This window comes from Mesorhizobium sp. WSM4871, assembly GCF_055811295.1.
Genome location: NZ_JBVVPU010000004.1, coordinates 117,862 through 136,930 on the forward strand (window position 1 = coordinate 117,862; position 19,069 = coordinate 136,930).

At 60.9% G+C, this 19,069-nt stretch carries 21 protein-coding genes and 1 pseudogene; 8 read left to right on the top strand and 14 right to left on the bottom strand.

What is annotated here, in order from left to right:
• Window positions 1–66: 66 nt before the first annotated feature.
• Entirely contained in the window at window positions 67–513 is a 447-nt protein-coding gene (locus AC0L2H_RS09815; RefSeq protein ID WP_473590013.1) for a pyridoxamine 5'-phosphate oxidase family protein, read from the bottom strand.
• Between the two features lie 300 nt (window positions 514–813).
• On the opposite strand from AC0L2H_RS09815, the gene AC0L2H_RS09820 reads away from it, so the two are divergent.
• The 3 genes from AC0L2H_RS09820 to AC0L2H_RS09830 all read left to right on the top strand — a co-directional run bounded on the left by AC0L2H_RS09820 (window position 814) and on the right by AC0L2H_RS09830 (window position 2,367).
• Entirely contained in the window at window positions 814–1,197 is a 384-nt protein-coding gene (locus AC0L2H_RS09820) for a phasin family protein (protein ID WP_473590014.1), read from the top strand.
• 95 nt (window positions 1,198–1,292) lie between these two features.
• Window positions 1,293–1,583 carry a c-type cytochrome gene (locus AC0L2H_RS09825; protein ID WP_473590360.1) on the top strand — a complete coding sequence of 97 codons (291 nt, stop codon included), beginning with the start codon at window positions 1,293–1,295 and terminating at the stop codon, window positions 1,581–1,583.
• A 28-nt stretch (window positions 1,584–1,611) separates the two neighbouring features.
• A complete protein-coding gene (locus AC0L2H_RS09830) occupies window positions 1,612–2,367 on the top strand; it encodes an SDR family NAD(P)-dependent oxidoreductase (protein ID WP_473590015.1) in 756 nt (251 codons plus the stop codon).
• Window positions 2,368–2,819: 452 nt separating this feature from the next.
• On the opposite strand, the gene fixJ is transcribed toward AC0L2H_RS09830, so the two are convergent.
• Together fixJ and AC0L2H_RS09840 are read right to left on the bottom strand one after the other, a co-directional pair.
• A complete protein-coding gene (fixJ, locus tag AC0L2H_RS09835; RefSeq protein ID WP_473590016.1) occupies window positions 2,820–3,434 on the bottom strand; it encodes a response regulator FixJ in 615 nt (204 codons plus the stop codon).
• Entirely contained in the window at window positions 3,421–4,935 is a 1,515-nt protein-coding gene (locus AC0L2H_RS09840; RefSeq protein ID WP_473590361.1) for a PAS domain S-box protein, read from the bottom strand. Before AC0L2H_RS09840 ends, fixJ begins: the two co-directional genes overlap by 14 nt.
• 253 nt (window positions 4,936–5,188) lie before the next feature.
• Between AC0L2H_RS09840 and AC0L2H_RS09845 the strand changes: the two are divergent.
• Window positions 5,189–5,518 (top strand): annotated as a pseudogene (locus AC0L2H_RS09845) (universal stress protein); the annotation flags it as partial.
• A gap of 141 nt (window positions 5,519–5,659) precedes the next feature.
• Window positions 5,660–5,929 (top strand): DUF6455 family protein, encoded by a 270-nt coding sequence (locus AC0L2H_RS09850; RefSeq protein ID WP_473590017.1) that lies wholly within the window; start codon window positions 5,660–5,662, stop codon window positions 5,927–5,929.
• A 163-nt stretch (window positions 5,930–6,092) separates the two neighbouring features.
• On the opposite strand, the gene AC0L2H_RS09855 is transcribed toward AC0L2H_RS09850, so the two are convergent.
• Both AC0L2H_RS09855 and AC0L2H_RS09860 read right to left on the bottom strand, forming a co-directional pair.
• Window positions 6,093–6,791 (bottom strand): CBS domain-containing protein, encoded by a 699-nt coding sequence (locus AC0L2H_RS09855; protein WP_473590018.1) that lies wholly within the window; start codon window positions 6,789–6,791, stop codon window positions 6,093–6,095.
• 134 nt (window positions 6,792–6,925) lie between these two features.
• Window positions 6,926–7,150 carry a hypothetical protein gene (locus AC0L2H_RS09860; protein ID WP_473590019.1) on the bottom strand — a complete coding sequence of 75 codons (225 nt, stop codon included), beginning with the start codon at window positions 7,148–7,150 and terminating at the stop codon, window positions 6,926–6,928.
• A 135-nt stretch (window positions 7,151–7,285) separates the two neighbouring features.
• Here AC0L2H_RS09860 and AC0L2H_RS09865 point away from each other — a divergent pair, with 135 nt between their 5' ends.
• A complete protein-coding gene (locus tag AC0L2H_RS09865; protein ID WP_473590020.1) occupies window positions 7,286–7,501 on the top strand; it encodes a hypothetical protein in 216 nt (71 codons plus the stop codon).
• Between the two features lie 290 nt (window positions 7,502–7,791).
• Here the strand turns inward: AC0L2H_RS09865 and ccoS are convergent, their stop codons facing one another.
• The 8 genes from ccoS to ccoN form a co-directional block, all read right to left on the bottom strand.
• Entirely contained in the window at window positions 7,792–7,950 is a 159-nt protein-coding gene (gene ccoS / locus AC0L2H_RS09870) for a cbb3-type cytochrome oxidase assembly protein CcoS (RefSeq protein ID WP_473590021.1), read from the bottom strand.
• Entirely contained in the window at window positions 7,947–10,238 is a 2,292-nt protein-coding gene (locus AC0L2H_RS09875; RefSeq protein ID WP_473590022.1) for a cation-translocating P-type ATPase, read from the bottom strand. Before AC0L2H_RS09875 ends, ccoS begins: the two co-directional genes overlap by 4 nt.
• Window positions 10,235–10,732 carry a FixH family protein gene (locus tag AC0L2H_RS09880; protein ID WP_473590023.1) on the bottom strand — a complete coding sequence of 166 codons (498 nt, stop codon included), beginning with the start codon at window positions 10,730–10,732 and terminating at the stop codon, window positions 10,235–10,237. Before AC0L2H_RS09880 ends, AC0L2H_RS09875 begins: the two co-directional genes overlap by 4 nt.
• Complete coding sequence (gene ccoG / locus AC0L2H_RS09885) at window positions 10,729–12,294, bottom strand: cytochrome c oxidase accessory protein CcoG (RefSeq protein WP_473590024.1); 1,566 nt, start codon at window positions 12,292–12,294, stop codon at window positions 10,729–10,731. Before ccoG ends, AC0L2H_RS09880 begins: the two co-directional genes overlap by 4 nt.
• Window positions 12,295–12,505: 211 nt before the next feature.
• A complete protein-coding gene (gene ccoP, locus AC0L2H_RS09890) occupies window positions 12,506–13,369 on the bottom strand; it encodes a cytochrome-c oxidase, cbb3-type subunit III (protein ID WP_473590025.1) in 864 nt (287 codons plus the stop codon).
• A 2-nt stretch (window positions 13,370–13,371) separates the two neighbouring features.
• Window positions 13,372–13,521, bottom strand: a complete 150-nt coding sequence (locus AC0L2H_RS09895) for a cbb3-type cytochrome c oxidase subunit 3 (RefSeq protein ID WP_097571450.1) — start codon at window positions 13,519–13,521, stop codon at window positions 13,372–13,374.
• 11 nt (window positions 13,522–13,532) lie between these two features.
• Entirely contained in the window at window positions 13,533–14,264 is a 732-nt protein-coding gene (gene ccoO, locus AC0L2H_RS09900; RefSeq protein ID WP_473590026.1) for a cytochrome-c oxidase, cbb3-type subunit II, read from the bottom strand.
• Window positions 14,265–14,275: 11 nt separating this feature from the next.
• Window positions 14,276–15,886: a cytochrome-c oxidase, cbb3-type subunit I gene (ccoN, locus tag AC0L2H_RS09905; protein ID WP_473590027.1), complete on the bottom strand. Its 1,611-nt coding sequence runs from the start codon at window positions 15,884–15,886 to the stop codon at window positions 14,276–14,278.
• Between the two features lie 275 nt (window positions 15,887–16,161).
• Here ccoN and AC0L2H_RS09910 point away from each other — a divergent pair, with 275 nt between their 5' ends.
• The gene (locus AC0L2H_RS09910) at window positions 16,162–16,578 is read left to right on the top strand and encodes a hemerythrin domain-containing protein (RefSeq protein WP_473590362.1); all 417 of its coding nucleotides are present in this window, start codon (window positions 16,162–16,164) and stop codon (window positions 16,576–16,578) included.
• A 255-nt stretch (window positions 16,579–16,833) separates the two neighbouring features.
• Here the strand turns inward: AC0L2H_RS09910 and AC0L2H_RS09915 are convergent, their stop codons facing one another.
• A complete protein-coding gene (locus tag AC0L2H_RS09915) occupies window positions 16,834–17,562 on the bottom strand; it encodes a Crp/Fnr family transcriptional regulator (RefSeq protein ID WP_473590028.1) in 729 nt (242 codons plus the stop codon).
• A gap of 153 nt (window positions 17,563–17,715) precedes the next feature.
• On the opposite strand from AC0L2H_RS09915, the gene hemN reads away from it, so the two are divergent.
• The gene (hemN, locus tag AC0L2H_RS09920) at window positions 17,716–19,065 is read left to right on the top strand and encodes an oxygen-independent coproporphyrinogen III oxidase (RefSeq protein ID WP_473590029.1); all 1,350 of its coding nucleotides are present in this window, start codon (window positions 17,716–17,718) and stop codon (window positions 19,063–19,065) included.
• Window positions 19,066–19,069: the final 4 nt, after the last annotated feature.

Below are 19,069 nucleotides of genomic sequence, written 5' to 3' on the forward strand. Positions count from 1 at the left end.
AAAGCCGGGCCGGCGCAGTCCGCACCGGCCCGTTCTGTTTTCTGGCAAGGAATTGGCGGGAAGGACTTACTCACTCGCCTCCCGGCCCGACACCTGCTCGATAAGAATCCGGAAAAAAACTGGCGGTGCGCTGTCGGGAGCGGGAGGAATGGCCGGCTTGAGGGCACCTGGCTCCCACCAATCGGCGTGCTTGCTCAATACCGACCAAGCATGATCCCGCTGAAGCTTGTGGCCGATCCGGTCAGGCAGCCCCTCGTATCGGCCATCGACAACAACGCTTCTCCATCCTCGCCCCTGGCTGTGTTCGTCGACCTGGACGGATACCAGCGGATTGGCTCGCATCCATTCAATCTTCTTGCCCGGCATGGAAAACGCGTAAAGATGAGCATCCGAATGGGCGTAATGCAGGGGCACGACGTAGGGCTGGCCGTCCTTCGCGCATGCCAGGCGGCCCACCCGGTTGGCGGTCAGCAATTTGGTGCATTCCAGGGCAGACAGTGCGCGGATCAGCATCGGTGCGTTCTCCTAACTCTTTGTAGCTGTTTGTGTCGTTGTCTCTTTGTCACGTTCATGGCGGGGCGTTTCGAATTGCCACGATCGTCTTGAAAGCCATCATTGCAGACCCTCTTGGGGTCGAGACGAGCCGGCCACGAAAAAGGAGCAAGGGCCTTGATGCGTGTCAAACGCTGCATCCAAGTCGGGATGATACCTATCCCTGGCAAGGATTGTGAGTCCGTTGATCTTGATCAACAACGCGACGGCTATTGGCGGTAGCATTAGCCTGCAGTTCGCGCCGCTCACAAGGAGATTTACATGCAAATCAATCTCGAGCCTTTCCAATTCGGCCTGGTATCCGCGCCGACGCCGCAGAATGTACAGAAGCTTGTCTTCGCTGCGGCATTCACTCAGGCGCACGCTTTCAAGGCGATGATGCGCTATCACATCGAAACGCTGGCGTTTCTGAAACATCGTTGTGAGCAGGATGTGAAGCTGGCCGAGGATCTCATTGCCGGCTCCGAGTTCAATGACGCCTTCGACGTTTTCTCTACCTTCCTGCAGAATGCGGCATCGGAATACGCCATCGAAGCCGGCAAGGTGGCGGCACTGACCTCCAAGCTCGCTTCGGAAACGGCCAGGCGCGTGCGCAAGGATGCCAGAACCGCGATCGAGGACGTAGCGGCCAAGACCGTCACGTAGATCAGATCGAAATGCGGAGGCCTGCAACCATGAACACCTGTATGGACAGTGGCAGTCACAGGTGTCGTCGTCTGCAGGTTTCCGTGCTTGCAGCGATGTTGCTTGGTCTTGTGCCGCCAGCCCCCGCCGATAGCCTGACGGAACATGGAAGGGCGTTGGTGGAAGTCAATTGCGCCCGCTGCCACGCCATCGGAAAAACCGACAAGAGCAGCCATCCTGACGCCCCTGCCTTTCGCACCTTGTCAAAGCGCTATCCGGTTGCTGATCTCGAGGAGGCTTTCGCTGAGGGCATTTCGACCGGGCATCCCGACATGCCCGAGTGGATTGCGAGCCCCGATCAGATCGAGGCAATCATCACGTATATCGGCAGCCTGCAGCAACCATGATTAGAATGGCGGCAATCGGCGGGGTGAAATGATGAATGATTTCAAAGACAAGACCGCGATCGTAACGGGAGCCAGGTCAGGAATCGGCGCCGCGATCGCGATCGAGTTGGCGGCTCGCGGAGCGCATGTCGTCGCCGCCGACGTCGATATGGCGACTGCAGAAACAACGGTCACCAAAATCGCTTCGACACTTGGCAATGCGCGTGCCTGTCAGGTCGATGTCGTCGATCCGCGCTCGGTCGAGCAGATGGTGGCGTTCGCAGTCGAGACCTTTGGCGGGCTCCACCTCGCCGTGAACAATGCCGGCATCGGCGGGCCCAGCGAGGCGACAGCCAACTACCCCCTCGATGACTGGCAGAAAATCATCGACGTCAACCTCAACGGCGTCTTCTACGGTCTGAAATATGAGATCGCGGCCATGCTGAAATCGGGCGGTGGGGCGATCGTCAACATGTCGTCCATTCTCGGCTCGGTCGGTTGGCAAAATGCCTGTGCCTATGTCTCGACCAAGCACGCCCTCATTGGGCTGACGAAGACGGCTGCCATGGAATATGCCGCGCAGAACATTCGGATTAACGCGGTTGGGCCAGCCTTCATCGATACGCCCCTGCTGACGAAGAACCTGGATGCCGACACGATTGGACAGCTTGCTGCCTTGCATCCAATTGGCCGCCTGGGAACACCAGAGGAAGTTTCGGCACTGACTTGCTTCCTGCTCTCCGCCGAGGCCAGCTTCATCACCGGCAGCTATCATCTCGTGGACGGTGGCTACACAGCCAAATGACCTGGCTTTTCCGGACGTCTAGCGGATGGCGTCCGCACTGCGGTCCGGCAGCTATTGAAAATGATGTAAATCAAGGCGCGGCTTGCCGTTTGCGAAGATCATGACCGGATGTGGAAGCCAATCCTAAGCGCTCCGTCTGGTCGCGATCTCGAGCTGGCCGTCTTCGACGAAGACGGGGAGCATGCGCTCGTGTTTGCTTGTGTAAAGGACCTGCAAGGCTGGAGGAATGCCGTAACCGGCGCCCGAGTCGACGTCCGCCCGACGCATTGGCGCGACTCGTCGCAGGCGAGCATCCAGGCAAACGAGCGCAAAACGATTCAATCGAAGACGGAAAGTCCCTAGAGCCGGATGATTTCCGGTCAAGTCGACCTGAAATCTGAATCCGGCTCTAAATCAAAGAGATAGAGCATGATGTCGTCCGAAAACCGCCTCGCACTTTTCGGCACCATGCTCTAGGCCTTGGCTTCCACGATCAGCGCCATGCGCACGAGATGCGACAGGCTGCTTGCGCCCATCTTGCTCATGACATTGGCGCGGTGGATCTCGACCGTGCGCGGGCTGATCCCCAAATCGTAGGCGATCGTCTTGTTCGGCAGGCCCGACACGAGCCCGTCCAGCACCTGCGTCTCCCGCTCCGACAGCGTCGCCAAACGGGCACGTATCTCCGCCGACTGCGGATGCGTTGCGGCCGTCTGATTGCGACCGGCCAGCGCGGAGCGGATCGCGTCGATCAGGATGTCGTCGTCAAACGGCTTTTCGATGAAATCGGCGGCACCTTCCTTCATCGCCTGAACGGCCAGCGCCACATCGGCATGACCGGTCATGACAATGACCGGAACCGAATGGCCGCGGGCCCTGAGCTGACGCAGCAACTCGATGCCATCTATGCCGGGCATGCGCACATCGGTGACGATGCAACCTTCGATATTGCTCATCGCCGTTGACAGAAACGCTGTCGCCGATTCATGCAGGCGTACGGCAAAGTCGGCCGTCGCCAGCAGAAAACCCAGCGACTTGCGAACGTCCACGTCGTCGTCAACCACGTGCACAAGATCATTCCCGGCCATTGGCGACCTCTTCCCTCTCCACAATGCGCAACGTGAACCGGAAGGCAGTTCCTCCGGCAGGCGTTGCCTCGGCCCAGATGTGACCGCCATGCGATTCGACGATGGTACGGCAAATTGACAGACCGACACCCATTCCTTGTTTCTTGGTGGTGACGAACGGCTGGAAAAGCTGGGCCGAGACCTCGGGCGCAAGGCCAGTGCCGGTATCGATCACGCTCACTTCGGCCATTCCATCGTCGCGGGCGACGGTCGTCACGTGCAACTCACGGCGTGGTGCTTCTTGCATGGCCTCAACCGCGTTACGCATAAGGTTGAGCAGCACCTGCTGAATTTGGATGCGATCGGTCAAGACCAGTTCGGCGGCGGGATCGAGCGTATAGCTGACACGGACATTAATCTCTCGTGCACCAACCAGGGCCAGAGCCGAAGCTTCCTCGATCAGCGCCGGCAGGCGTTCGACCTGGCGCTCGCTTTCGCCCCGGGCAACGAAATCCCTGAGGTGACGAATGACATCCCCGGCTCGCAAAGCCTGCTCGGCTGCCTTCTCCACAGCATCTCGCAGCATCGGCGCGTTCTCTTCCGTGCTCTTCTCGAGAAGGCGGCGGCTGCCTTTCAGGTAATTTGTGATGGCGGTGAGCGGTTGGTTGATCTCATGCGCCAATGTCGAGGCCATTTCACCGAGCGCGGTAAACCGCGCCATGTGCAGAAGCTCCTGCTGCTGCTCCTGGATTCTCGCTTCCGCCCGGTGGCGTTCGGTCAGGTCGCGGCAGAAGCCGGTAAAGAAGCGTCCGGTTCCCGGATGCATCTCGCCGACGGAGAGCTCCATGGGAAAGGTGGAACCATCCTTGCGCATTCCCGTGACGGTACGACCAAGTCCGATGATCCGGCGCTCTCCGGTCGTCAGATAGCGGTGCAGGTAGGCGTCATGCTCCTCGCGATAGGGCGCCGGCATCAGCAGGCTGACATTTTGACCTATGACTTCACCGGACTTGTAACCGAACAGCATCTCCGCGGCCGTGCTGAAGGATTGGATGCGGCCCTGTTCGTCGATGACGACCATCGCGTCGGGCACTGTCGCCAGGATCGAACGCAGATGGTCTTCGCGCGACAGGAGCGCGGCGTTGGCGAAGGACAAGTCGCTGACATCCGTGCCCTGGACAAAGATGGCGGCGATACTCCCATCCTCGGCTCTGATCGGCTGATAGACGAAGTCCAGGATGCGCTCCTCGGCGGCTGCGCCATGAACATTGCGAAGCATGATTTTGATGCCACGGCCGACATAGGGTTCGCCGGTGTCGTACACGCGGTCCAACTGTTCAAAGAAACCTTGGCCCTCCAGTTCCGGCAGCGCCTCCTGCGCCGATTTTCCAATCAACTGTCTTTGTCCGATCAGCCGTTGATAGGCTGCATTGGTCAATTCGAAGACGTGGCCGGGTTCGCTCAGCAAGGCCATGAAGCCTGGCGCCTGCTCGAACATTTGGGACAACATCGATTTCAGCATCGTCCAGCCGGCCGACAAGATAGGCGCTTCGTTTTGGCTCACCTGAGGTCCCCGGGTTAGACACGGCTGCAACAAAGGCCAATTATCACTTCTTACCGCACGCGCAAAACGGATCGAGGCCGAAGTCTCGGGATGCAATTGGCGGATCCTTTGGCTCACATCAAGGCATTGGGTGGTGGTGAATGCAACTCCTCACGCATTTCGATCCTCTTCAGCGGAAGGCCTGGTTCCGTCTTCGATCTCAAGCGAATGGGGGCGACGGGCGATAGCGGATGCATTGCCTTTCCTGGCCGGGGCAAACGAGGTCGTCGTTGCCGCCATGGATACCGACCGCGGCGAAAGCATCCGCGACAGCCTCGCCGACGTCGCGGTCTATCTCGAACATCATGGCATCATGGCGCGAACCGAACTGATCCCCGGCGAGGCTGACGGCGACAAGCTTTTGGCATTCGCGCGCTCGATCCGTGCCGACCTGGTCGTTTCCGGTGCCTACGGCCATAGTCGCCTGCGGGAGTGGGCGTTCGGCGGCGTCACGCGCACGCTGATTGAAGACACCGGCATCAGTCGCTTCATGTCGTATTGACCGCGAATCAAATCGGGAATTTCAAGTCCGAAACCTGCGGTCGCTCGCCAGATTGATGCTCCCGGGCGAGGCACATGTTGACCGAGATCAATGCGGCGGTCGCCAACGTGGCAATGATGGTCGCGAACGGGAGTGACCGACATGAGCTTTCTCGACTATCTGATTTCAGTTGATGCCAGGACCGTTTTGATGGGCCGCATGATGCAGAGGCTCGGCGTCGACAGACAATTGAAGGTCGTGGCGGATCATGTGGCCGTCACCAATCGTGCATCGGACCGCTGCCGCTCCTGCGGCCATCAGGACGATTGCACGACCTGGCTCGACGAACACCAGCAAGCCGACAACCCACCGGATTATTGCCGGAACCGCGACCTGATCGCGCGGCTGCAGCACGCCGCTGGTGGACGATAGGCGTCGAGCTAAGACATGATGCCGAAAAGTGTGAAGCGGTTTTCAAACGACATCATGCTCTATCTCTTTGATTTAGAGCCGGATTCAAATTTCAGGTCGACTTGACCTGAAATCATCCGGCCCCAGAGGTCGCATCGACAAGGTCGAACTGGTCGTTGCGTTGTTAGGAAACCAGGATGACCGACAGCGGCGCGGCGCAGAAGAGGCTGTCTTTCACGGCCCTTACGCCAGCAACGTTTTCGGCGGCGACGATTGCCGCCTGACGCTCGCGTTCATCGAAGACGGCGCCGTTCAGTTCGACCATCCCTTTGTCGACGACGACGTTGATCATGTCCTTGCCGGCCCATTTCCGCGTCGCAAGCTCGGCAAGGATATTCTGCCGAATCTGTTCGTCGTCAGCGGTTGCGGGGGCCGATCCGGGCAAGACGCTCAGCAATGCGCGCAGAAGGTCGGAGCGGGTGACGATGCCGACAACTTTGCCATCGTCGACGACGGGAATGCGTTTGACATGATGGCGCCTCATGAGTTCCACAATCTCGGTCAGCGGTGCGCCGGGCGACATCGTGACGACATCCGCCGTCATCACCTCCTCGACACGGCGTCCGTTGGCCCGAACATATTCATCAGCGGCTCTTCCGGGGCTGACAAGAAACTCCAGCCAGCGAGAGCGCTTGCGCTCAGTGCCCAGTTCTCCCCGGCGCAGGAAGTCGCTCTCGCTGACAATGCCCGCCAACGTGCCGTCACCGCGAATGACGGGCAGACCGCTGATCCTTCTCGACAGCATCAACCCCGCCGCGTCGGCGATCGGCGCAGACGGTTCTATTCCAATGACCGGTGCGGTCATTATGGCTGCGGCTTGCATGACTACCTCCTCGGATATCTCCCGGTCGTTTATTGAGCTCTTGCGCGCGACGTGCCTTGATCTGAATCATTTCCGGATCCAGCGGCATGCCGAGGTAGCTGCCTCGAGGCTGCTGCGCCATCGTGGCTGCGGCTTCATCGCCTCAGGACAGCTGAAATGCCTTGGCGGACAAAGGGAAGGCTCTGGCCGAGGCGAAGCCCCACATGTCTGGCTAGCCGCGCCACCGGGTGCTCGTCCGTGTAGAGTTTCACGAGCATGTTCGTGGCATGATAGAGCGGCGCCGCCGTCAGGGCACGGATCGCCGGACTGCCGCCGATGCGAATGAAAATGCTATCCGAGGCGTCTGTTGATTGCATCATGTTGGCCAGTCTTGAGCGGGGGTGAAATCACCGGCGCGGGAGAATTTATGAGACATTTGATCTGAATCAAATGCATCGGGGAGGGATCGTAGGAGTCATCGGAAAACAAGAATTTATCGAAAGGGGCATCCCCACTTGGCCGACGTGATTTCCAAACTTGTGAGGGAGTGCAACGCCGCACGCGGCAAGGGCGTGGATTTTCCGACCATTTGGCAGACCGTGCTGAAGGCACATCCCTATGTCGCCGGGCACCCGAAGCAGGGACTCAACGATAGCGGACCCTTCCTCGAAGTTCCGCTGATCACCGGCCGTCACCTGGTATACGGTCCGTCAGGCTTTCGACTCGGCTGACCTTCAGGCATGGTCATTCTTGGTGTCGGTCTCGACCCAGGCCGATCGCCGAGGCGTTCGATGACGTCGCGATTCATCGAAGGAAGCGTAGCCGAGCACAACCATGAAAAACCCAAAACCCGTCAAGACTGCGATAGTGACGACCAGACTGTCCATGGGCACGTTCGTTCTCCTTGAAAGACTGTTCAAAGAAGATCGCGCCGACGAGGCAAAAACCTTGATCTGGATCAACCAAACCCGACAAACCCGCCAATGGCGTGCCGACAGGCGGCGTTAACCTGCGAAGGGTGTCAAAGCTGGTCCGCCTTGTCGTCCCGATCGATCAGAATCCGCTCCGCCGCTCCGTCGAGATCCTCATATTGACCGCTCCTCAGGGCCCACAGGAACCCAACCAGCCCAAGCGCTCCGAGGAACAGAGCCACAGGTATGAGGTAAGCGAGCGTCGTCATGAGGATTGTGCCAGTGCGTCGATACCGGAGCGCCTGTCGGGCGCAGTGCTTCTTGCTTGAGTGTGCGGCCCAAGCGCTTGCAGCCGCAGCGCGTTTCCAATGACCAGCAGCGAGGAGGCGGACATCGCGATCGCCGCGATCAGCGGCGTGACATGGCCGAGAATGGCGATCGGCACGGCAACGGCATTGTAGATGACCGCGATGGCAAGGTTCTGGCGTATCAGCTGTCCGGCCTTTCGCGAGATGTCGAGGGCCAGGGGCACCGCAAGGAGGCTTTCACGCAGGAAGACGAAATCGGCGGCGTTGCGCCCGATATCGGCTGCGGTGGCGGGGGCGAACGACACGTGCGCCGCGCCCAGCGCGGGCGTGTCGTTGAGCCCGTCGCCAACCATCAGAACCCTGTGCCCCGCCCTGGTCAGCGCTTCGATGTGCTCGACCTTGCCGGAGGGGAGCAGCGCCGGAACGAAGCTCCCGATATCCAGCATCCCGGCAACTTCGCCGCAGGCATTGGCGACATCACCGGACAGCATCTCGACCGACAGACCGGCGTCCTTCAGTTGACGAACCGCCGCCTTGGCATCGGAGCGCGTCGCGTCCTCGAAGGTGAAGGATGCGACGATCATCCCATTCCTCGAGAGCACCGTCCCGCCATGACCGCCAAACTTGCTTTCGTCACCGGTCCGGGCTTTCCACCCGGCCCAACCGCGCCGGCCAAGACGCCAAGTGCTGCCGCCGGTCGTGGCCTCGATGCCGAGACCCGGGTGCTCGCTGACGGTCTCCAGCTTCGGTTGTCTGGCAGATCCCGCGAAGGCGGCTATGGCCTTTGAGAACGGGTGACGGGAGTGCGCGGCCAAGTCGGCTGCGATCGCCAGCATCGCCGGATCGGCGGAGGAGGCGTTGACCAGCCGGGGCTGGCCGAGCGTCAGGGTGCCGGTCTTGTCGAACACGGCCGTGTCTATCGCTGCCAGGCGCTCCAGGGCCGAGCCGTCCTTGACCATCACACCTGCTTCGAAGAGGCGGCGCGCCGCGACCACCTGCACAATCGGCACGGCAAGGCCGAGCGCGCAGGGGCATGTGATGATGAGAACGGCGATGGCAATCGTCACCGCACGATGCCAGTCGCCGGTTGCCGCCATCCAGCCAAGGAACGTCACGAAGGCGGTGAGATGAACCACCGGGGCATAAAGCGCCGAAACGCGATCGGCGATCCGGCGGTAGCGCGCGCGACCGCCTTCGGCGGCTTCCATCAGCCGAACCATTTCGGCCAGGAACGAATCCTTTGCGGCCGCCGTCACTTCCAGCGAAAGCGGGCCGGTAAGGTTGAGCACGCCAGCCTGCACCATATCGCCCGGCGCTACGCTTCTGGGCGTGCTCTCGCCGGAGACGAGCGAACAGTCGAGATCCGACGCCCCCCGCACGATTCTGCCATCGACGGGGATCCTGTCGCCGGTCGCGATCAGCAGTTGCATGCCTGGTTCGATCTCGCCGACCGGCAGGTAGTCGCGTGTGCCGTCATCGCGCAGCACCATGGCGCCGCGCGCCGCCAGCCGCGCCAGGCCGTTCACCGCGGTCCGTGCGCGCTCCCGCATCACGTGATCCAGAGTGCGGCCGATCAGCAGGAAGAACAGCAGCGACACCGACGCGTCGAAATAGGCGTGCTCGCCGTGGTTGATCGTCTCATAGAGGCTCATGGCATAGGCGAGCGAGACGCCCACCGCGATGGGCACATCCATGTTCATGCGGCCGTGGCGTAGCGCATTCCAGGCCGAGCGGAAGTAGATGCCGCCGGCGAAGGCGAGCGCGGGGATGGCGATCAGCGCCGAGACCCAATGAAACAGGTCGCGGGTCGCGCCTTCAGCGCCGGACCAGACCGAGACCGAAAGCAGCATGATGTTGCCCGCGGCAAAGCCGGCGACGGCGACGGCGCGGATCAGTTCCGAGAGCGTCTTGTCCTTGCCATCAGCCTCGGGGTCAAAAAGGTGCGCGTCGTAGCCCAACCGCCCCAGCGTGGCAACGAATGGCGGAACCTCGTCACCGCGCCACCGGACCGAGACCCGTTTCGTCGACAGGTTGACGCGAGCGCCTTCGACACGACCGAGCTTTCCGAGCGCCGTCTCGATCGTCTGGATGCAGGCAGCGCAATGCACAGCCGGCACCGAGAGATCGGTCTGGCGCAGGTCGCCGCCAAGCGCGCGGCTCGCCAACCTTATTTCCTGGCTTGAGGGGAGGGCAGCTTTGCTCCCGTTCAAAGCCAGCGCCATTTCAGCGCCCGGTGCACAACAGCTCATTGCAGCGCTCCATGTGAAATCATGATTCTACGGACATCACGATAGGGTTCGGCGAGACCGGCATCGGCGTCGACTTCGACGATCCAGACGCCGTCCCTTGGCGTGTGCTGCGCGGCGAATTCCTGGCCCGAGGCAGGGGCGAGAGGGACAGCCTTGTCCGCGGCCTCGTAGGCGGGATGACGAAACAGCACCTTGACGCCATGCAACGAAACGGGCTTGCCTGCCGCATCGCTGAGGCCGTAGCGGACCTCGCCCCATGCGATCGTGAGTTTGCCGGTCCAGCCGAGCGCCGCCTGGGCGCGCCCTTCCTCGGCCTTTCGGTTGAATTGCTGGCTGGCCACATAGGTGTTCTCGACGACAAGGCCGGTCCAGCTCGTGCTGGCGAGTGTCGCCATCGTCAGATTGACCGCGATGACCACACCGAAAAAGGTGAGGATGATGACCAACATGTGCCGGCCGGTGAATTCGCGGGGTTTTTGCGTACTGGCGCTCATCTGGCGATCTCCGGTGCGTTGAAGGTGGCCGTGTATTCGTCCGTTTCGAAACTCGCCTTGTCCTCGACGCGGAATTTGAATGTTTGCGTTGCGCTTCCGACCTGGTCCGCCGGCTGGCGCACGAAAACCTTCAGCGTCTTCAGCCGGTCGGGTTCGACCGCAATGGCGAAGGACCGATCAGCCGGAAGGTCGACGCCAACGACGTTCATTTCAGCTCCCTGCAATCCCTGCATCGTGACGATGATCGTCCTGGGCTCGGGGATCATGTTGAGCAGTTTGACGGTGTAGCCGTTGCGGATCGAACCGTCCGACAACGTGACGAATTGCGGGTTGCGATCGTGCAGGACGTTGACCTCGAGCCGGTCACGGGTCAGCAGCGAATAGACCAGCGCGAGTCCGATCGCCGACCATGCGCCCATATAGATGAAGGTGCGCAGCCGAAATATCTTGCGGATATGGAAATGGGCCAGTTTGTCGGAGAAAGCACCGCCGTCGGTCCGGACGAGCGACGGGTTCACCGAGCAGGAGCCGCCTGCGGTCGCCACCGCCATGTTGACGTTGTAATCGGACAGCGTCGCGTAGGAGATCAGCCCGCGCTCCTTGCCGAGCTTGTCCATGACGCCGTCGCAGGCATCGATGCACAGCGCGCAAGTGATACATTCGAGCTGCTGGCCATCGCGAATGTCGATCCCCATCGGGCAGACCGCGACACAGGCATTGCAATCGACGCAGTCTCCGACCGGCTGCCCCGCGGCCTGGACCTTCTTGGCATGACGCGACCGAGGTTCGCCGCGCCAGTCATTGTAGGTCACGGTGAGCGAATTCTCGTCGAGCATGGCCGCCTGGATACGCGGCCACGGGCACATATAGGTGCAGACCTGCTCGCGCATCAGCCCGCCGAATGTGTAGGTGGTTGCTGTCAGCACCGCGATGGTGATGTAGGCGACGGGCGCTGCGGTGCCGGTGAAGACCTCGCCAATCAGCGTCGGCGCATCGGCGAAATAGAAGATCCAGGCGCCACCGGTGGCAGCCGCGATGACCAGCCAGATGGCGTGTTTCGATATGCGCAGCACGAGCTTGCGCGCGGTCCAGGGTCCGGCGTCGAGCTTCATGCGGGCGTTGCGATCTCCCTCGATCGCGCGCTCCACAACCAGAAACAGATCGACCCATACGGTCTGCGGGCAGGTATAGCCGCACCAGGCTCTGCCAACCGTGGATGTGACCAGGAAAAGGCCGACGCCGGCCATGACGAGAAGGCCGGCCACGTAGTAGAATTCCTGCGGCCAGATCTCGATGAAGAAGAAGTAGAAGCGGCGGTTGGCAAGATCGATCAACACGGCCTGATCGGGGGCAAACGGACCTCGATCCCAGCGCAGCCACGGCGTCAGATAGTAGATGCCCAGCGTGATCGCCATCACCAGCCACTTGAAGCGGCGAAAACTGCCCGAGGCACGCTTGGGGAAGACCTTCTTGCGCGCGGCATATAGCGGCTGGCGGATCCTGGCGGAGTTGACCGCCTCGGCTTCAAGCCGTTCTATCTGCGTATTGTCCAGCACGAGCATCTCCAGTCGCGCGGCTTATGGTTTTCGGGGCGCGCGGTCGGACTTTGTTCTTCGGCCGGTGCGCGAAATGCCGCGTTGGACAAGCCTTGCTACAGGGCGGACTGCGCCGCGTTGATGCAAGTCAATCGCCGGACGCCGGAATGCAGTCGAGGCCCGGGCAGGCCGGGCCTCGTCGCTTGGACGGCGGAGGGCCGAGAATAGACCCCCGCTTCTATTCTCCACCTCCAAGCGAATGAATGTAGACTGCCAGTTCCTTGACCCTGGTCTCGCCTAGACGTTCGAACCAGGCCGGCATCACGCCGTGTTTGGGTGCGCGGATCTGCGCGGCGATGGCTGTTTCGCCGGATCCGTAGAGCCAGATCGCATCGGTCAGATCGGGCGCGCCGAGCTCCTTGTTGCCTTTTGCATTATCGCCATGGCAGGCCACGCAGTTTTCCGCGAAAACCTGGGCGCCGGGCTCGACCAGTTTTGCATCTTGAACCGGGCCTGACAGACTGGCGACATAGGTGCTGGCCTGTGCGATCTGGTCGCCGGTAATGATCTCGCCAAAAGCCGGCATTTCCGACAGGCGCGTATCCGGGTCGGATGCGAAGCGGATGCCGTGGGTGATCGTTTGCTGGATCTGCTCGGCACTGCCGCCCCACAACCAGTCGTCGTCGTTGAGGTTGGGAAAGCCCTTGGATCCCTGGGCACCGGAGGCGTGGCACTGCACGCAATTGACCTTGTACGAAGCGCTGCCGGCGGCAACAGCGAATTCGCGCAACGCGTCGTCGCCTGCAATCTCCGAGACGGTTTTCGACTCTACCGCCGCGGCATATTCGGCCTTGGCGAGTTCGGCCGCGGCAAGCTCGTTCTTGACATCGTTGCGGCTCGAATAGCCGAGCACGCCCTTGGTCGTCGAAGTCAGCATCGGCCATGCCGGATAGGCGATGGTGTAGCCGATCGCCCAGACAATGGTGATGTAGAACGTCCAGACCCACCAGCGCGGAAGCGGGTTGTTGAGTTCCTTGATACCGTCCCACTCGTGGCCGGTGGTGGAGACGCCCGACACTTCGTCTATATGCTCGTTGCTCATGATCAGTCGTCCTTGAGAGGGATCCGGGCGGCCTCGTCGGCCTGCTTGCGGCTGCCGGGGCGGAATGCGAAGGCGATTACGCCGACGAAGAAAAGCGCCATGGCGAGCAACGCCCAACTGTCGGCAAACTCCCTCATCAGATTGTAGTCCATCGTCATTCTCCTCAGCGGTAGCCCGCGGCTTCGTCGTAGGTCTTGAAATCGACCAGCGTGCCGAGCATCTGCAGATAGGCGACCAGGGCGTCCATCTCGGTGACCTGTTGCGGGTTGCCGTCGAAGTCGCCGAGCTTGGCTTTCGGATAGCGGGCCTCCACCCCCGATGTGTCGGCGGCGGGATCGGCCTGCGCCATCAGATCAGCTCCGGCGTCAGCGATCATGTCGTCGGAGTAGGGGACGCCGACGCGCCTGTTTGCGATCAGGTGCGTCGAGAAATCCTTCACCTCGACCGGCGCGTCCTTGAGGAAGGCATAGCTCGGCATGATCGATTCCGGCACCACCGAGCGCGGCTCTGCAAGATGCTGCACGTGCCACTCATTCGAGTAGCGATCACCGACCCTGGCGAGGTCCGGCCCCGTGCGCTTCGATCCCCACTGGAACGGGTGATCGTACATCGACTCGGCCGCCAGGCTGTAGTGACCGTAGCGTTCGACCTCGTCGCGGAACGGCCTGATCATCTGGCTGTGGCAGAGGTAGCAGCCCTCACGCACATAGATGTTGCGTCCGGCGAGTTCGAGCGGCGAATAGGGCCGCATGCCTTCGACCTTCTCGATCGTGTTGTCGAGATAGAAGAGCGGTGCGATTTCGACGATACCGCCGACCGTCACCACCAGGAGGGAGCCAACGAGAAGAAGCGTGGCGTTCTTCTCGATGATCGCGTGTTTGTCCATCAAGCCCATTGTCTGGCTCCTTATTGTGCAGGCTGAAGGGCGGGGATGGCGCCCGGCATCGGCTCCTCCTCGCGCTGGTAGCCGAGGATGGTCATGGTGATGTTCCAGGCCATGATCAGGGCGCCGGCAAGATACATCGCGCCACCCGCCGCTCGCATGACGTAGTAGGGATGCATGGCGGCCACGGTCTCGGCGAAGGAGTAGACCAGGAAGCCCTGCTCGTCGTACTCGCGCCACATCAGGCCCTGCATAATGCCGGAGACCCACATCACCGCGGCGTAGACGACGATCCCCAGCGTCGCCAGCCAGAAGTGCCAGGTGACGAGCCGCAGCGAATAGAGGCGCTCACGGTTCCAGAGCTTCGGCACCATGTAATAGATCGCGCCGAACGAGATCATGCCTACCCAGCCGAGCGCGCCGGAATGGACATGCCCGATGGTCCAGTCCGTGTAGTGCGATAGCGAATTGACCGCCTTGATCGACATCATCGGGCCTTCGAAGGTCGACATGCCGTAGAAGGCGATTGCCATCACCATCATGCGAACGATCGGATCGGTGCGCAGCTTGTCCCAGGCGCCGGACAGCGTCATCAGGCCGTTGATCATGCCTCCCCACGAGGGCATCCAAAGCATGATCGAAAACACCATGCCGAGCGTCTGCGCCCAGTCGGGCAGGGCGGTGTAATGGAGGTGGTGCGGACCTGCCCAGATGTAGAGGAAGATCAGCGCCCAGAAATGGATGATCGAGAGGCGGTAGGAATAGACCGGCCGGTTCACCTGCTTGGGCACGAAGTAATACATCATGCCGAGGAAGCCGGCTGTGAGGAAGAAACCGACGGCATTGTGGCCGTACCACCATTGCGTCAAGGCGTCCTGTACGCCGGAGAACGCCGAGTAGCTCTTCGAGCCCAGGAGAGAAACGGGCATCGACAGGTTATTGACGACATGCAGCATCGCGATGGTCACGATGAAGGACAGGTAGAACCAATTGGCGACGTAGATATGCGGTTCCTTGCGCTTCAGGATGGTGCCGAGGAACAGCACGAGGTAGGCGACCCAGACGATGGTCAGCCATATATCCACATACCATTCGGGCTCGGCGTATTCGCGGCTCTCGGTTATGCCGAGCAGGTAGCCGGTCGCAGCCATGACGATGAAGAGCTGATAGCCCCAGAATACGAACCAGGCGAGATTGCCGCCGAACAGCCGGGCGCGGCTGGTGCGCTGCACGACATACATGGACGTGCAGATGAGCGCATTGCCGCCGAAGGCGAAAACGACGCCGGAAGTATGCAGTGGCCGCAGCCGGCCGAGATTGAACCATGGCTCGATGTTGAGGTCCGGGTAGGCAAGCTGCAGCGCGATGACCACGCCGACAAGCATGCCGACGACACCCCAGAACATGGTGGCGATGGCGCCGTAGCGGATTGGTCCATCCATATAGGCGGAAGGGTCGACCGGGGCGGCCGTTTTGAAGTCCGTGTTGCGAATAAGGACGGCAACAAAGCCGAGCAACACAAAGAACAGCACCCACATATGCTGCCGGAAAGGTTCGTCCACACCAAAGCCGGCTGCCGCCAGCGCCGCGAATGTGAGCAAGCCTAGAACGGCGATTTCCGTGCCAAATCTCATGACATGTCCCCGACGTTGAATTCCAATCTGCGAACACCAATCCGCCGCGACACCAATTCCGCAGTTGCTTCGTTGCCGCCTTGATCCAAGTCAAAGCCCGCTACTTTCAGATTGGGCAGCGTTGGGCTCGCAAACAGTCAGGAGGTTGCCTGTTGGTTGAACGGAGGGATCAGTTGAACGGAGAGAAAGAGCGGGGATCGTCGCTATTCGAGACACGCCGAGAGAATTCGATGCCAACTGACCGACCTACCATGGAGGCAGTCCCGGCGGCCGTGATGAAGCGCGCGCATGACGAGAAACTGAGGCTCTGCGACGCTCTGGAAAGAATCGCCGACGCGTTGCCAGGCGTCGACCGTCTGACGTGCCTGCGCACCGCCAACGCGGTCGTGCCGCTTTTGCGCAGCATTCATCAGTACGAGGAGACGATCATCTTCCCTGCCTACGAGGAGGCCGCGGTCGGTAGTAATGCGAACCTTGCCTCAACCCGGCGATTGCGAGCCGAGCATGTAGAAGACGAATGCTTTGCCGGCGAGGTGACTGAAATTCTATTGGCGATCGGCCACGGCAAGACTGTCGAGAACCCCGAAGCCGTCGGTTTCATGCTGCGCGGCCTGTTCGAGAACCTGCGCCGGCACATAGCATTTGAGCGCGAGCATGTCTTGCCGATGATCGGAATCGTTGACGCAGCCTAATGCGTGTTGATATTCAGGTGAGGCTGGCCTGCAAATGGCGATTTCCTACGCTTCCGGTGCTCACGTACTTTGAGTACGCTCCGCTCCGGTTCTCGGAAACCGTCATTTTCGACTCAGCCTGACCTGAATCTCAACACACCTTAAAGCATGATGCCGAAAGGTGTGAGGTGGTTTTCAGACGACATCATGCTCTATCTCTTTGATTTAGAGCCGGATTCAGATTTCAGCTCGACTTGACCCTCAAATCATCCGGCTCTAGGCGCCGGAGCGTTGCTCCAACCGTGCAAGGCTGTCCACTGTCACATGGCGGTTGTTGTCGATCCGGATCACATCCTCGGTTCGCAGCCTGGTCAGCTGACGGCTCACCGTCTCGATTGTCAGGCCGAGGAAATCCGCGATATCGGCGCGTGTCAGCGGCAGGTCGAAGGTCGCCGAGCTGGCGGCCGGGTCGGCCGTGGGATCGATGTTCCTGGCGATCATCAGGAGGAAGCTCGCCACCTTCTCCGACGCGGTCTTGCGCCCCAGCGTCACCATCCATTCGCGCGCCTCGTCGAGTTCGTTCAGTGTCTGCCTGAGCAGGCGATGCTCGAGCTCCGGCGATTCCTTCATCATTCGTTCGATGGCTGTCTTCGGGAACGAGCACAGGGAGACGTTCGTCGCCGCCTCCGCGTTGATCGCACTTTCCGCCTTGAACGGCCTTCCCAGGAAGTCTGGTGCAAACTGAAGACCGACAATCTGCTGGCGGCCGTCCGAAAGGCTTTTTGTCAGCTTCACCACGCCTGAGAGCACGTTCGAATAGCTGTCGACGGTCTCGGCGTCGCCAATCAGTTCGACTCCCGGCTCGATCTTGTGCCGCGACGAGGTCTTGGCGAGCCCGACAAGCTGGTCGGAATCGAGCGCGCCGCAGACGCCGCGGTGCCGCGCTTCGCAAGATTGGCAAAGCACGGGAATGCCGGCACTGTGAACGTCCTGGCGCACTGTCATCATGATTGTCCGAAGGATTCCACGTGCGGGGAAGATAGCATCGGCCTCAGGAAAAGCCTTGCGGCAGTTTGTCCGTGGGGGCTTTGACCGAAATCAAGGCATCGGCACGCCGCTGCGGCCAGATTTATCCCGCAAAAAGAGATGGAAGGCGACATGCAACAGGAATTGGCTGCCAGGCTGAGCGAGAATGTGCCGCGCTATACCAGTTACCCGACAGCGCCGCATTTCCACGCGGGCGTCGACGCTGCCGTCCAGCGAGGCTGGTTGGAAGCGATTGAAGGCGGTGAGGAGATTTCGCTCTACCTGCACATCCCCTACTGCGATCGGCTCTGCTGGTTTTGTGCGTGTCATACCAAGCAGACCCGACACTACGAGCCGGTGACTGCCTATCTCCGCTCGCTGCATGCGGAGATCGCAACAGTCGGCGGCCTCGTCAGCGGCAGGGGCCATGTCCGCGCCGTACATTTCGGCGGCGGTTCGCCCACCATGCTGAAGCCCGAGGATATGGTGGCACTCGGAACCGTCTTGCGCGGCAGCTTCGATTTTCTTCCGAACGCCGGCATCAGCGTCGAGATCGATCCGAACGACATGGACGAGGCACGCCTCGACGCGCTCGCCGAGATCGGCATGACGCGGGCGAGCCTCGGCGTGCAGGACTTCGATCCGAAGGTGCAGAAGGCGATCAACCGCGAGCAAAGCTTCCTGCAGACAAAGGCTGTCGTCGACGGGGTTCGTTCGCATGGCGTTGCGTCTGTCAACCTGGACCTGCTCTATGGCTTGCCGCACCAGACCAGGGAGGGCATTTCCTCCACGGTGTCGCAGGCCTTGACCCTGGAGCCGGACAGGATGGCGCTGTTCGGCTACGCCCATGTCCCCTGGTTCAAAAAACATCAGACAATGATCGATGAGGCGTGGCTGCCGGACTCGATGGAACGCTTCGCTCAGGCGCAAATTGCCGCCAGCCTTATGCTGAAGGCCGGATATCAAGCCGTGGGCTTCGATCATTTCGCCAGATCCGATGATGCGCTGGCCGTTGCTGCACGCACCGGAACCTTGCACCGGAACTTCCAAGGCTACACCGTGGATCGCTGTGAGACACTGATCGGCCTCGGCCCGTCATCGATCAGCCAGTTTCGCCAGGGTTATGCACAGAACATGCCGGCGACCGCCGAATACGGACGCATGGTGGAGCAGGGAGGCCTGGCTGTCGTGCGCGGCATCGAGTTGTCCGATGATGACCGTGTTCGCGGCTGGATCATCGAGCGGCTGATGTGCGATTTCGCCTTCTCGGCGATCGATCTGATCGAACGCTTCGGCGAAACCGGCCAGAAGCTTCTGCTCCAGGCGAGTTCCATTGCGCTTCGGGATCCGGCTCGGTTGCTGGAACTCGATGGCGACAGTTTTAGGGTGCCAGTGGAAAATCGTTCCTTTGTCCGCAGTATAGCGGCCAGGTTCGACAAATATTTCGAAACCGGCAAAGCCAGGCATTCGGTGGCGGTCTGAGCGC